Here is a 15,020-nt window from a genome sequence, read left to right as displayed (position 1 = left end):
ATAGAAAATGGAAAATTTTGAAAAGATAGTATCAGACTCTTTAGGTTCAATATTTAAAGATATAGCCTCCGCTTTACCAGGAATAATAGGAGCTATAATTGTATTAATTTTTGGTTGGCTTTGTATTAAAGTTATAAAGTTGATATTAAAAAAAATATTAAAACTTGCTAACATTGATAAATTGTCTCAGAAAATTAACGATGCTAGATTGTTTGGAGACGATAGTACAATTAAAGTAGACGTTTCGAAAATTGTTTTAGGTTTTGTAAAAGGGATTTTACTTTTAGTTTTTATTATAGTTGCTGCTGATGTAATGGGGTTAAAAATCATCTCAACAGAAATAGCCAATCTGTTACGTTATTTGCCTGTATTGCTTAGTGCAGTCGTAATTTTTATGATTGGTATGTTTGGCGCAAAACTTATAAAAACAGCTATTTGTAATGTTTTTGAGTCCATGGGCATAGGAGGTTCAAAAATAATAAGTAATGTAATTTATTATATAATATTAATTTTTGTACTAATTACAGCTCTTAATCAAGCGGGAATAGATACTACTATAATTACTAGTAACTTTACTATTATTTTGGGAGCCTTCTTATTGGCTATGGCAATTGCTTTAGGCTTAGGTTCAAGAGATGTAGTGGGCGATTTATTACGCACTTTTTATAGTCGCAGAATTTACGAAGTAGGAGATAAGGTAAAAATTAAAAAGTTAGAAGGTACTGTAGAATCCATAGATAATATTGCAATGGTTCTAAAAACAAAAAAAGGAAAAGTAGTAGTGCCTATTCGTAAGGTGGTAGAAAATACTGTAGAAGTAGAACCATAGTGGTGCCGCGCATATTATTTTTAGAAAAACTCCGTTGTAGTATTGAATTTTAGTATAATAAGAACAATCTATAGAGAGGTATTAGTTTCTCAATAAATTGATTAATTTTGTATAGCATAAATTAAATAGAAGATGAGTTCAAAAAAAGGTAAAATACAAGAAGCAATAGATCAAAAAATGTTAGATGAACGTAAAGTATTCCTTTGGGGAATGGTAGACGATGATTCTGCAAAACATGTTATTGATAGATTGTTGTATTTAGATATGCAAAATAATGAGGAGATACAATTATATATTAATAGCCCAGGAGGTTATGTAACTTCTGGTTTTGCTATGTATGATACTATAAAGTCATTAAAAAGTCCTGTGTCTACTATATGTACAGGTTTAGCAGCGTCTATGGGGTCTATTCTTCTTTCTGTAGGAAAAAAAGGAAGACGTTTTATACAACCACACGCGCAAGTGATGATACACCAACCAAGTGGTGGAGCAAGAGGGCAAGCTTCTAATATAGAAATACAAGCTAAAGAAATAATTAAGACAAAAGAATTAAGTGCTCAAATTTTAGCAGATAATTGTGGTCAAGATTATGATAGAGTAATGAAAGATTTCGATAGAGATTATTGGATGGGAGCAGAAGAATCTATCGCTTATGGTATTGTAGATGGTGTTTTAGAATAAGAACTAGTTTTACAAAATTAAAAAGGGTCTATCCGTTTTGGATAGACCCTTTTTGGTTGGTTATGGTGGGTAATTTTATTTAGCTAAGATAACACCTTTTTTAATCTGTATTATTGGGAATTCTGTTCTTCTGTTTAATTCTAATTCCTCTGGAGAACAATCTTTTTTACTAGTACAGTGGTTAATGAGTTTTCTTTTTCCGTATCCTTTATAAGATAAAATATGCTCTCGGGGTACCCCATTTGCTATTAAGTATTCGTAGGTAGATTTGGCTCTGCTTTCGGATAATCTGTCATTATAAGCATTACTTCCGACAGGGTCAGTATGTGCTTCTAATCTAATAATCATATCCGGGTACATGTTTACCATTACGTTTACAACTTTATCTAATTCTCGAGCTGCATCGGGCCTTATATCACTTTTATTAAAATCGAAATAAATTTTATTTAGGTTAGCCAAAAGCTTTAAATCTAGCACAGGTTCTAAAACAATATCTTGTTGAATTATTTTCGTACTATGTTTTACGGAATATGTATTTAAGAAAACATTTTCATGAGGGTGTGTTCTTCTTACAGCCTCAATCATATAGTTTGTTTTTCTATTTATTGGTAATCTGTAATACCCGTTTTTATCTGTTGTGGTTTCTGCAGCTAGGGTACTCGTTTTTTGGTCGAAGAGTCTAATTTTTACACTGTCTAAAGGTTTATGGTTTATACCATCGGTAACCACTCCTTCTATATCTAGGGCAGGGGTAAACTTAAATTTGTAAATATCATCTCCACCTTTTCCTCCGTCGCGATTAGAGCTTATATAACCATTTATTCCATTTTCGTGAGCATAATAAGCAAAGTCGTCCGCTGAACTATTCATAGGGGTTCCTAAGTTTATTACATCAACGATTTCTCCTTCTTCATTACTAATAGTAGAGAAAACATCTAATTGCCCAAAGCCAACATGCCCGTCCGAAGAGAAAAATAATTTTCCTTCTTGGTTAATAAAAGGGAACATTTCGTTTCCTTCGGTATTTACTGTAGGTCCCGCATTTATTGGAGAACCAATACCTCCTCTTTCATGAATATTGGAATAGTATATATCTGTACCTCCAAAACCTCCAGGTCTATCCGAAGTATAGTATATTCTTTTTCTATCTGGAGTTATTGTAGGGTGGCCAGTAGAATAATAATCGCTATTTATGCGTAAGCTTCTATTTTCTTTCCACTCACCGTTTTCTTGAATAGCACTGTAAATTTTAAGATTAATTTCATTGGAAGCACCATAGCCTTCTTTTTTTTCATAATAGTTATTTCTTGTAAAATAGATTATGGTGTCTTTTTTGTAATCTGTTGAAAAAACTAAAGAACTTTCATGAAATTTGGTATTTACGCTACCTGGTATTTTTTTAGGAATAGACATTGGATTGTCTTCTTGCACTTGGAATAAATCTAACCAAGGTTCTTCGTTCCAGCCATACACATCTCCTTCTACAGCATCTTTTCGAGAGGAAGCAAAATAGAGTATTCCTTGGTTAGAATATACTCCAAAGTCACTTTCTGTAGAGTTAAAGGATACTGGTTCAACATCATACCTTTGTCGGCTATTAAATACCACAGATGCAAGGTTTCCGTCTTTTAAAAAACGTTTAACCCTAGAGTCATTTTTGTTGTATTTTTTATATTTTTTTAAATATTTTTCCGATAGTTTATGCTGGCCATCGCTATATAAAGCCATAGCATATTTAAAATAATAATCTGTAGGAAGCATGGCATCATTAATTATAGCTTCAAAATGCGGAATAGCTTTTTTGTAATCCCTAATTAAGAGATAACATTCTGCTAATTGCTGATGCGCATAACTTGTGTTTAAGTCTCCTTTAATCATTCTTTCGTATTCTTTAATTGCTTTAGAATAAGAAAATTGACCAAAGTAGTAATCTGCTTTTTTTTGAGCACCATATTGTCCAAAAGACAACTGAAATACAATAAAAAACAAGAATAAAAATAATGGTTTTGTGTTTTTCATAATCTTCATTTTTTTAGATTAGAAATATCTTGGGGATTTTATAGGGCCTTTCTTTTTCTTTATTAATTCGTAAATAAGAATAATCTCGTGTGTTCCTCCCGTATATGGTTTTATTGTTGATGTAGGTAAATCGTATGCATAACCTATTCTGATGTCTTTGCTTACCTGATAATCCATCATAGCACCAAAATTAGATGCGTCGTTAAATCTATAAGAGGCACCTATCCAAAATTTTTCGTTAAACAAAAAATTGGCAGTTACATCGTATGTAGCGGGAGCACCGTTTGTAAATTTTGAAATTATGGTAGGTTTAAATTTTAATGTTTCAGACATGTCTAAAACTAATCCTCCAATAGCATAATAGCTGTTTCTTTCTATAGCTTTAAATTCTCCATTATTAACATCTGTATTTAATATTCTAGGAGAAGAAATTCCTGCATACCATCGGTTGGATCCAATAAATACACCAGCTCCAAAGTTAGGATTCCAGCTATTAAAATTATCATTAAAAAATGGGTCTGTAATATCTGGATTAGATAATGTGTAGTTTGATAAACCAGCTTTTAATCCAAAAGACATTTTTACTTCTCTGTTTAAATAAACAGAATAAGAAAAATCTCCGTAAATATAGTTGGTACTTTCGTCTCCAAGCCTATCGTTAATATAGGATAAACCTAGCCCTATTCTCTCATCTCTTAAAGGAGAGTGAACAGAGAATGTATTAGTTCTTGGGTTACCTTCTAAGCCGGCCCATTGATTTCTATGTAAAATAGTGGCATTTAGCGTTTCTCTACTTCCTGCATATGCTGGGTTTACCGATATAGTGTTATACATATACTGGGTAAACTGTGGTAACTGTTGCGCCTTAGTTAGGACACTTGATAATAAAATACATCCAAAAATGAATATTTTAGATAATTTCATGTTGTTGTTGTTAATGGTTTATTAAGATTTGTTCTTTATTTCTTTTACAAAGCAACAATAATGTTTCTTTTTTTAATATTATAGACGTTTAACTAAAGTAAAATTCGATAGGAAACATTTATATCGTTTATTTGTAATTTATCAAGGATATGTGGACAAGATGTAAAAATTGCACATAACGTTGAAAGGCATTTTTTATAGGGTGTTTGAATAATTTTGTGTATAAAAAAAGGAGGGATGATTTCCTCCTTTTTTTATGGATTTATATAGTATGCTTATTGCTGTGTGCCTAGATAAATGTAGCCATTTAAAGGTTTAATATTGTCTCTATTTGGTATGTTGATAATATAGTAATAGGTTCCGGAAGGTAATACTCCTGTATTTCCAAAAGAGCCACTTGGAGAAAAACCGCCCCAATCGTTGTCATAATTCTCAGATTCATAAACTTTATCTCCCCATCTGTTAAATAGCAGTACATGGAATTGAAAATCACAATTTTCTACTCCAGTTATGGTAAAAAAGTCATTAATACCATCTCCGTTAACAGTTACTGCTTTAGAAACAACTATATCTTTTACCCCACAAGGAACACAGTCTGCATTAACGTTTATAGTATATTCTGCATAGAATTTACAAGAAGTATCTATTGACGAGTAAGAAATAATATATTCTCCTACTTCGAAATTAATTGGGTCAAAATAACTTCCATTTAAAGTTGCGTTTCCGCTTATTACTTCAAAAGATCCATTAGTGTCAAAGCTCTCTGGTAAATAGTTTATTAAATCTATTTCTGAGTCTTCAATACAAATATCAATAGTTATTAATTCTTCTTGAGGCTGCATTACAAATATTATTTGCTCAAATGTTTCCATGTTATCACAAGAATCGGTAACATTCCAAGTTCTTACAATCATATAATCATCTGTATCTGTAGAGAATTGCTCTTCTTCTGTAAATACTACATCAAAATCTCCGCAACCGCCCATAAATTCAATAGCAGGAACTTCAGGAATATCCTCGCCACAAGTAATTGTAATTTCTTGGTCATAGTTACTTGCTGTAATAGGACCTGTAGGTTCTATAGTAATAGTTTGCGTATGTGTATTTTCATTACCTGCACAATCCTGCGCGGTCCAAGTTCTAGTTATAACATAACCCGTAGAGCAGTTTCTATCATTTGTAGTAGTTTCATTATAAGTTACTGTAGCATTAGCATCACAATTATCTGTAATTGTTAGGGCTTCTGCATCAGGAACTGCATTACAAGCAACTGTAATATTTTGTGGTAATGTTTCTACAAAAGTTGGTGCTGTAGTATCTTCTACAGTAATAGTTTGTGTATGTGTACGAATATTACCAACACAGTCTGTTACAGTCCAAGTTCTTGTAATAGTATATTCTGATGGGCAAGAATCGTCCTGACCAGTTATATTTTCTACAACATCTACGGTGTACGCACAATTTTTTGCATTTAATACAATAGTCTCAATTGCTGGGATAGCATCGCAACTAACTGTTTCGTCATTCGGGAAATCTGCGTCACTATCATTATCATTAATAGTACCAGTTGCCGTGTTTGTTGGTTGTCCGTTTACAAATTCAATTCCAATGTTAGAAACAATATTAGAAAGTATAACTGTAAATTGTTCTTGATTTTCTACTAAAATATCATCTATTATTGGTACTTGAATATTAAACGATTTAACCGTTGGTTCAAAAGTTATTCTTCCTAATGTTTCTGTAAAGTCATTAGGACTTATAGCTGTTCCAACAGCGGTAGTATAATCCACAGTTACGTTCTCTCCAATATTTCCTGTTAAGGTAACATTGAAAATTGCGTAATCATCTGTACCCTCAGTAACAATTACTTCAGTTTGCGTAAATTGGATTCCGTCGCCTGCGTTAGTATCATCATTATTGATATTACCAGTAGCAGAGTTAGAAGAGTTCCCATCTACAAATCCGGTAGTAAAACCGTTTGCAGTAGTAATATTATTTAAAAGAACAGTAAAGTTCTCATCCGCTTCAATGTTAGTGTCTTCTGTTACTTGTACCACTATGGTTGTAGCTTGGTTTCCAGATGTAAATTGTAGGGTACCAGAATTACTTTCATAATCGGAAGCATCAAGTGCAGTTCCGTCTACGGTAGTATAATCTACAGAAACTGTTTCTCCAGCAGGAATAGTACCAGAATAGGTAACATTAAAAGTAAGTGTTACATTATCCGCAGCAACATTTCCTTCATCTTCAGAAATAGTAACATTAGAAAAAGCGATACCATCTCCAGGAGCTGCATTATCATCATTATTGATATTACCAGTGGCAGAGTTAGAAGAGTTTCCATCTACAAATCCGGTAGTAAAACCGTTTGCAGTAGTAATATTATTTAAAAGCACAGTAAAGTTCTCATCCGCTTCAATGTTAGTGTCTTCTGTTACTTGTACCACTATGGTTGTAGCTTGGTTTCCAGACGTAAATTGTAGGGTACCAGAATTACTTTCATAATCAGAAGCATCAAGCGCAGTTCCGTCTACTGTAGCATAATCTACAGAAACTGTTTCTCCCGCAGGAATAGTACCAGAATAGGTAACATTAAAAGTAAGTGTTACATTATCCGCAGCAACATTTCCTTCTAAAGTATTAACTATAGCTTGCGAAAAAGCGATACCATCACCAGCTCCAGCATTATCATCATTATTGATATTACCAGTAGCAGAGTTAGAAGAGTTTCCATCTACAAATCCGGTAGTAAAACCGTTTGCAGTAGTAATATTATTTAAAAGAACAGTAAAGTTCTCATCCGCTTCAATGTTAGTGTCTTCTGTTACTTGTACCACTATGGTTGTAGCTTGGTTTCCAGATGTAAATTGTAGGGTACCAGAATTACTTTCATAATCAGAAGCATCAAGCGCAGTTCCGTCTACGGTAGTATAATCTACAGAAACTGTTTCTCCGGCAGGAATAGTACCAGAATAGGTAACATTAAAAGTAAGTGTTACATTATCCGCAGCAACATTTCCTTCTAAAGTATTAACTATAGCTTGCGAAAAAGCGATACCATCACCAGCTCCAGCATTATCATCATTATTGATATTACCAGTAGCAGAGTTAGAAGAGTTCCCATCTACAAATCCGGTAGTAAAACCGTTTGCAGTAGTAATATTATTTAAAAGCACGGTAAAGTTTTCATCTGCTTCAATGTTAGTGTCTTCTGTTACTTGTACCACTATGGTTGTAGCTTGGTTTCCAGATGTAAATTGTAGGGTACCAGAATTACTTTCGTAATCAGAAGCATCAAGTGCAGTTCCGTCAACGGTAGTATAATCTACAGAAACTGTTTCTCCCGCAGGAATAGTACCAGAATAGGTAACATTAAAAGTAAGTGATACATTATCCGCAGCAACATTTCCTTCATCTTCAGAAATAGTAACATTAGAAAAAGCGATACCATCACCAGCTCCAGCATTATCATCATTATTGATGTTACCAGTAGCAGAGTTAGAAGAGTTCCCATCTACAAATCCGGTAGTAAAACCGTTTGCAGTAGTAATATTATTTAAAAGCACGGTAAAGTTTTCATCTGCTTCAATGTTAGTGTCTTCTGTTACTTGTACCACTATGGTTGTAGCTTGGTTTCCAGATGTAAATTGTAGGGTACCAGAATTACTTTCGTAATCAGAAGCATCAAGTGCAGTTCCGTCAACGGTAGTATAATCTACAGAAACTGTTTCTCCCGCAGGAATAGTACCAGAATAGGTAACATTAAAAGTAAGTGATACATTATCCGCAGCAACATTTCCTTCATCTTCGGAAATAGTAACATTAGAAAAAGCGATACCATCACCAGCTCCAGCATTATCATCATTATTGATATTACCAGTAGCAGAGTTAGAAGAGTTCCCATCTACAAATCCGGTAGTAAAACCGTTTGCAGTAGTAATATTATTTAAAAGCACGGTAAAGTTTTCATCAGACTCAATGTTAGTGTCTTCTGTTACTTGTACCACTATGGTTGTAGCTTGGTTTCCAGATGTAAATTGTAGGGTACCAGAATTACTTTCGTAATCAGAAGCATCAAGTGCAGTTCCGTCAACGGTAGTATAATCTACAGAAACTGTTTCTCCCGCAGGAATAGTACCAGAATAGGTAACATTAAAAGTAAGTGATACATTATCCGCAGCAACATTTCCTTCATCTTCAGAAATAGTAACATTAGAAAAAGCGATACCATCCCCAGCACCAGCATTATCATCATTATTGATATTACCAGTAGCAGAGTTAGAAGAGTTCCCATCTACAAATCCGGTAGTAAAACCGTTTGCAGTAGTAATATTATTTAAAAGAACAGTAAAGTTCTCATCCGCTTCAATGTTAGTGTCTTCTGTTACTTGTACCACTATGGTTGTAGCTTGGTTTCCAGATGTAAATTGTAGGGTACCAGAATTACTTTCATAATCGGAAGCATCAAGTGCAGTTCCGTCAACGGTAGTATAATCTACAGAAACTGTTTCTCCGGCAGGAATAGTACCAGAATAGGTAACATTAAAAGTAAGTGATACATTATCCGCAGCAACATTTCCTTCATCTTCAGAAATAGTAACACTAGAAAAAGCGATACCATCACCAGCTCCAGCATTATCATCATTATTGATATTACCAGTAGCAGAGTTAGAAGAGTTTCCATCTACAAATCCGGTAGTAAAACCGTTTGCAGTAGTAATATTATTTAAAAGAACAGTAAAGTTCTCATCCGCTTCAATGTTAGTGTCTTCTGTTACTTGTACCACTATGGTTGTAGCTTGGTTTCCAGATGTAAATTGTAGGGTACCAGAATTACTTTCATAATCAGAAGCATCAAGCGCAGTTCCGTCTACGGTAGTATAATCTACAGAAACTGTTTCTCCGGCAGGAATAGTACCAGAATAGGTAACATTAAAAGTAAGTGTTACATTATCCGCAGCAACATTTCCTTCTAAAGTATTAACTATAGCTTGCGAAAAAGCGATACCATCACCAGGAGCTGCATTATCATCATCATTAATGATAGCAGTAGCAGAGTTGGAGCTAATTGTAACTCCGGAATAAGATACATTACTAATTTGAGCAATTATAGTTTCATTGCCTTCAATTACGCTATCTTGAGTTGTTGGTATATTAATAGTACCAGTTGTGGCTCCATTAGCAATAGTAATTGTTGCATTAACAGGTACAGCGGTATAATCTGTTCCAGAAGTTGCAGAACCAGTAGTTAGGTCTGCAAAGTCTACAGTAATAACAGTACCAGTATTGTTTACTGTAGAAAGGGTGGCAGTATATATTATATTACTCCCTTCCGTAGCATTATTAGCAGAAAGGACAAGAGTAGCATTATCGTTGTCATTGATAATTCCTAAGCCACTATCATCGTTAATGCTAGGAGTGTTAGTTGCTGCTGTTAATTCTATATTGTAATTTTCATTAGATTCTAAAAGCGAGTCATCAATTATAGTAACTGTTATTGTTTGTGTTTCGCCATGTGTACCATTGAAAGATATTGGAGCTGTAGCTATAGCTGTGAAATCGCCCGGTGCAACCGCAGTGTTGTTATTTGTAGCATGATTAACTGTGAACCCTCCAGAAACAAAACCGGTATGAGTTACTGTAAAAATTGCAGTGCCAGCATCTTCATCTACAGTAAGATCATTGATGGCTAAACCAATTGGATCACCATTCTCAGTTACATATATGTTTTGCGTATGCGATATAGAGTTTCCAGAACAATCCTCAGCAATCCAAGTTCTAACAATAGTATATGTTGTTCCGGTATTGTCTCCGATGTAATTTTCGTTAAAAGAAACTGTTGCATTGGTGTCGCAACTATCATTTGCAGTTAGTGTTTCAGCACCTGGGATACTGTTGTAAGCAGCAACTGTATCAGAAGGTAAGGCTTCTACAAATGTAGGGTCACCGTTATCTACTAAAGTAATAACTTGCGTAAACGTTGAGCTTGTTCTACCGCATCCATCTGTAAACTCCCAAGTGTTTGTGTATGTCCCAGTTGAAGCGCAACCGGCATCGGCAACAAAGCTACCCGAAGTTTTATTTAAAGTAAAGTTGCAAAACTCTGTTGCTGGTTCCAAAGCTTGAGCAGTTGTTAATGCAGTAGCATCACTACATTCAACAGTTCTGTTTAGTGCATTTGCTGCTGTCGTCCAATTTACTTGCGCTGGACGATTAATAGAAACAACACTAGGGTCATGATTACCAAATCCACAAATATCTTTGGTTCCAGAGCTATATGTTGTTCTTGGAAGGGTGTTAATTTCGCCAGTAAAATTAGCTTCAGCTTGAATGCTAAAATTACCTGCACATGCACCTTCTAAAAAATAACATTGGTCTTTTACAATGACATCAAAATCAATCGTAAAAGCAGAATCATTGGTATCTACATTTCCATCTGCTACATAAAACGTTAGTGTTCTTGTACCGCTATTATAGTTGTAGGTTACTCCGCTTGGTAAAGGTTGCGTAGCATCAAACTCTACTTCATTTGGTAAAATTGTTGAGATTTCTAAATTGTGAATATTATCATTACCCGTATTTTCAATACTTAAAGATAATGTGGCGGTATCTCCTGGACTATATGTGCTATTTAGCGGGGAGGTTAAAAACTCTAAAGCTCCTAAGCTTGGTTCGTAAACTTCAATAGAAAAACCTACTAAATACAAACCATAAGATTCTCCATTGCCAATGGTGGTACCAGAGGTAGCTTTTAATCTAGTGCTATTTTGATTATTATCGATTAACTGATTTCCAGGGTTTTTTAATTCAAAAATTGAAGCATCAAAACCTAGAGTGTTTGTACTGCTAGGGTTTCTATTGGTGAAATCAGCACCATCTATTGTAATTCTGCTGTTAAAAAAGTTATCTTCATCTCTAAGAGAAGTGCTAATTCTTTCCCAAACATTATCAGGTCTTAATATTTGAAAACTATCATCATTCAGTACTCTATCTCCCTCAATAACACCTAAAACGATATCCGCTTTTACAGGTCCGTTTGGAATAGATAAAAAACCATTTACGTTAAATTCGGTTTCTGTGTTATTATCAACATGAGCGTAACCGTCAAAAAGGGTTATATTTCTTCTTAACAATTGTGGAGATTCATATACAAAAACAATTTGCCATCCACCTGCTACACCATAATTACCACCAGGAACATCATGTGGCTCTAATCCTCCGTACGAAGCTTTTATATTTGCAACTTGATAGGTTCCGTAAGGATTAGAAAGCAATTTTACTTCATCGGTTATATCTTTAATACCTATATACGGATCATTGCTAAAATGTGAATCTCTACCTCTATATATAATTTCATCTGCAACTATTGTAGTGTAGTTCGATTCTCCAGGAAGCATTAGTTTTATTTCATTGTGATTCCATGATTCGTTATTATTAGTAACTCCGCCTGGTTCTTTATCGGAAGCAGCCCAATATATATAAGCTCTTACAAATTCTTTACAAGACACCCCAGGTTCTGGGTCGGTTAAATTTGCGCTACTTGAGTTAAAGGTAGAAGTATCACTGTCAATATCTACATAAACTCTATTATTAGAATCCTGGTTATCTTCATTACCATTAAAGTTGTTAGTTGCATGAGCGGATAGCACATTGTTTGCAATCATTGTTACATCACCATTAATGGTTTCGGAATACCTAATGGAAAAAGCTTTTTGTACCTGAGCAGTTGCTGAATATGATACAACGGCAAATACTAGTGTTAAAAGGTACTTGACGAATTTAGCGTTTAAAGTAAATTTGCACATAGGCATATTTTTTAAAATAAAAATCTATCGTTAATTTAGTTAGCTTAAATAATTGCGAACTAAAATTTGCAATAGTAGGTTTAGTTGGGTTGCAAAAAATCTAGTATAGATTTTGCGAATTCAAATAACGTTCATAGTATTATTATATTGTAGATTTTCTAGTCTAAGCAGGAAGATTAATCGATGAGAAACAAAGGTGTCGATTAACAGGTGTTTTTATCGGATAACTCCGTTTAGATGTACGGTGTAGTTTGTCGATGAAGGGTTATAAAACCTCTATTAAATAAAGGCTATGTTACGGTGAAATGTAAAAAATAGTTTTTAAAATAGCGATTTTATTAATTAAATTCTTATCACTTTGAAAGTTTATATTTGGCTATTAGTAAGATTAAGATTACTTATTTGATATTTTTTAATAGTATTAATGTGATAAATGTCACATTTTAATTTGTTTTCTTTGAATTACGGCTACAAAAAATATTAAAATCACGTATTTTCTTATCTTTAAAAGAGCAATTTATATTTTAGTATTTTTGCTGGTAACTTCAAAATAATCACTCACATTTATGTCTCATTCTCATAAAAAAATCGCGATAATTGGATCGGGTTTAGTAGGTTCTTTATTAGCTATTTATTTAAAAAAATTTGGGCATAAAATCACGGTTTTTGATAGGCGACCAGATATTAGAAAAGTAAAGTTTTCTGGGCGTTCTATAAATCTTGCAATGAGTAATAGGGGGTGGAATGCTTTAGAAGAAGTAGGTATAGAAGATGAAATTAAAGAAATAGCTATACCCTTAAACAAGAGAGCATTACATGTTATTGGGAAGCCATTGTATTATCAAGATTATGGAAAAGATAATGAAGCCATATGGTCTATTTCTAGAGGGGTACTTAATCGTAAAATGATAGATTTGGCAGAGGAATCTGGTGTAGTCTTTAAGTTTGAAGAAAAAGTTTGGGATGTGGATCTCCCAACGGCTCGTTTGTTTACCGGTGAAACGGAAAAAGGAGAATGGAAGGAATATAAATATGATTTAATTTTCGGCTGCGATGGCGCTTTTTCGCGTGTTCGTCATAAAATGCAAAGAAGAAGTCGTTTTGATTATTCTCAAGATTTTATTGATGTAGGTTATAAAGAACTTACTATTTTACCTAATGAAGATGGTAGTCATAAATTAGATAAAAACTCGTTTCATATTTGGCCAAGAGGAAATTTTATGTTTATTGCTATGCCTAATTTAGATGGCAGTTTTACCTGTACTTTATTTATGCCTTTTGAAGGGGCCGTTTCTTTCGAAAAAATAAAAACAACCCAAGACGCAAAAGAATTTTTTACCACCTATTTTCCTAATGTTATGCCAGATATAGAAAATTTGGCAGAGGATTTCTTTAAGAATCCAACAAGTGCCATGGTTACTATGAAGTGTTATCCATGGACATATTGGGACAAAGTGGCATTGGTAGGGGATTCCGCTCATGCTATAGTTCCTTTTTATGGACAAGGTATGAACGCTGGTTTTGAAGATATTTTTGTTTTGAATAGTTTAATAAAAGAAAATGAAGATGATTGGGAAACTATTTTTAAAAAGTACCAAGAAAGTAGAAAGGAAAATGCAGATGCCATAGCAGAACTTAGTTATAGGAATTTTATTGAAATGAGTAAAAAAACTGCTAATCCTAAATTTTTACTGCAAAAAAGAATTGAGAAGCATTTTGCGTCCAAATATCCAGATAAATGGGTTCCTGTGTATTCTAGAGTTACATTTTCCAATAAACCATATGCCGAAGCTTTATCCTATGGAGATAAACAAGAATCTATAATGCAACAAATAATGAATATGCCAGATATTGAAGCTATTTGGGATAGTGTAACTGTGGAGAAGAAAATTTTAGCTCTTCTGGGTTAATCAGTAAAAATATAGGTACAAAAAAACCATCTATGTAGATGGTTTTTTATGTTTTATTAAAAAAAGGTACTTTTATAGTTTGGCAAACAATTTCGCCATTTTTACAGCCTCTTCTTCTGCTAATACAGGGTCTACTAAGATTCTACCACTATGCTCATCTGTAATTATTTTTTTACGAGAAGCAATTTCCACTTGTATTTGAGGAGGAATAGTAAAGAAAGAACCTCCAGAAGCTCCTCTTTCAATTGGAACAACTGCTAAACCATTTTTTACATTACCTCTAATACGAGCGTATGCTTTTACTAAACGCTCTTCGATTTTACCTTGGTATTTTTCAGATTCTTCTAAAAGAGCTTTTTCTTCTTTTTCTGTTTCTGCTAAAATTGCATTTAGTTCTCCTTTTTTATGTTTAAGGTGAGCATCTCTTTGAGATAAACGTTCTTTAGCTTCAGAAATAACTTCTTTCTTTTGTTCTATCTGAACTTTGAATTCTTTAATATTCTTTTCTGCCAATTGAATTTCTAATTCTTGAAATTCTAATTCTTTACTAATAGAGTTAAATTCTCTACTGTTACGAACATTTTTTTGCTGCTCCGTATATTTTTTAATTAAGGCTTTAGCTTCCTCAATTATGTTTTTCTTAGCTCCTATTTCAAAATTGATAGTTTCAACATCTGTTTTTAACTTGTCCAATCTTGTTTTAAGACCTAATACGTCGTCAGCCAAATCTTCAACCTCTAATGGTAGTTCTCCACGAACATTACGAATCTCGTCAACTCTAGAATCAATTAATTGCAAATCATATAATGCTCTTAACTTATCTTCTACCGTAGCTTCTGCTTTTTTTGCCAT

At 33.7% G+C, this 15,020-nt stretch carries 7 protein-coding genes; 3 read left to right on the top strand and 4 right to left on the bottom strand.

The window, feature by feature from the left end; genetic code table 11:
* The first annotated feature begins 7 nt into the window (after nucleotides 1-7).
* A complete protein-coding gene (locus Q0856_RS15290) occupies nucleotides 8-829 on the top strand; it encodes a mechanosensitive ion channel domain-containing protein (protein ID WP_298506405.1) in 822 nt (273 codons plus the stop codon).
* A 132-nt stretch (nucleotides 830-961) separates the two neighbouring features.
* Nucleotides 962-1,510 carry an ATP-dependent Clp protease proteolytic subunit gene (locus Q0856_RS15285; protein WP_298481337.1) on the top strand — a complete coding sequence of 183 codons (549 nt, stop codon included), beginning with the start codon at nucleotides 962-964 and terminating at the stop codon, nucleotides 1,508-1,510.
* Between the two features lie 75 nt (nucleotides 1,511-1,585).
* On the opposite strand, the gene Q0856_RS15280 is transcribed toward Q0856_RS15285, so the two are convergent.
* The 3 genes from Q0856_RS15280 to Q0856_RS15270 all read right to left on the bottom strand — a co-directional run bounded on the left by Q0856_RS15280 (nucleotide 1,586) and on the right by Q0856_RS15270 (nucleotide 12,258).
* Nucleotides 1,586-3,529, bottom strand: coding sequence for an OmpA family protein (locus Q0856_RS15280; protein WP_298506402.1), 1,944 nt, complete (start codon nucleotides 3,527-3,529; stop codon nucleotides 1,586-1,588).
* 18 nt (nucleotides 3,530-3,547) lie between these two features.
* Nucleotides 3,548-4,453, bottom strand: coding sequence for a type IX secretion system membrane protein PorP/SprF (locus Q0856_RS15275; RefSeq protein WP_298481341.1), 906 nt, complete (start codon nucleotides 4,451-4,453; stop codon nucleotides 3,548-3,550).
* A 275-nt stretch (nucleotides 4,454-4,728) separates the two neighbouring features.
* Nucleotides 4,729-12,258 carry a Calx-beta domain-containing protein gene (locus Q0856_RS15270; protein WP_298506399.1) on the bottom strand — a complete coding sequence of 2,510 codons (7,530 nt, stop codon included), beginning with the start codon at nucleotides 12,256-12,258 and terminating at the stop codon, nucleotides 4,729-4,731.
* Nucleotides 12,259-12,824: 566 nt separating this feature from the next.
* On the opposite strand from Q0856_RS15270, the gene Q0856_RS15265 reads away from it, so the two are divergent.
* Nucleotides 12,825-14,168, top strand: a complete 1,344-nt coding sequence (locus tag Q0856_RS15265; RefSeq protein WP_298506398.1) for an NAD(P)/FAD-dependent oxidoreductase — start codon at nucleotides 12,825-12,827, stop codon at nucleotides 14,166-14,168.
* Between the two features lie 72 nt (nucleotides 14,169-14,240).
* Here the strand turns inward: Q0856_RS15265 and Q0856_RS15260 are convergent, their stop codons facing one another.
* Nucleotides 14,241-15,020 carry a C4-type zinc ribbon domain-containing protein gene (locus Q0856_RS15260; RefSeq protein WP_298480679.1) on the bottom strand — a complete coding sequence of 260 codons (780 nt, stop codon included), beginning with the start codon at nucleotides 15,018-15,020 and terminating at the stop codon, nucleotides 14,241-14,243.

Source organism: uncultured Maribacter sp. (assembly GCF_947496775.1).
Lineage (GTDB): Bacteria > Bacteroidota > Bacteroidia > Flavobacteriales > Flavobacteriaceae > Maribacter_B.
The sequence above is the reverse complement of the archived record's forward strand: the minus strand, read 5'-3'. Positions and strand labels throughout refer to the sequence as shown.

Bases quoted from the DNA above. Each gene is read 5' to 3' on its own strand.
- Q0856_RS15290 (WP_298506405.1), top strand. From the start codon at position 8: ATGGAAAATTTTGAAAAGATAGTATCAGACTCTTTAGGTTCAATATTT.
- Q0856_RS15285 (WP_298481337.1), top strand. From the start codon at position 962: ATGAGTTCAAAAAAAGGTAAAATACAAGAAGCAATAGATCAAAAAATG.
- Q0856_RS15280 (WP_298506402.1), bottom strand. From the start codon at position 3,529: ATGAAAAACACAAAACCATTATTTTTATTCTTGTTTTTTATTGTATTT.
- Q0856_RS15275 (WP_298481341.1), bottom strand. From the start codon at position 4,453: ATGAAATTATCTAAAATATTCATTTTTGGATGTATTTTATTATCAAGT.
- Q0856_RS15270 (WP_298506399.1), bottom strand. From the start codon at position 12,258: ATGTGCAAATTTACTTTAAACGCTAAATTCGTCAAGTACCTTTTAACA.
- Q0856_RS15265 (WP_298506398.1), top strand. From the start codon at position 12,825: ATGTCTCATTCTCATAAAAAAATCGCGATAATTGGATCGGGTTTAGTA.
- Q0856_RS15260 (WP_298480679.1), bottom strand. From the start codon at position 15,020: ATGGCAAAAAAAGCAGAAGCTACGGTAGAAGATAAGTTAAGAGCATTA.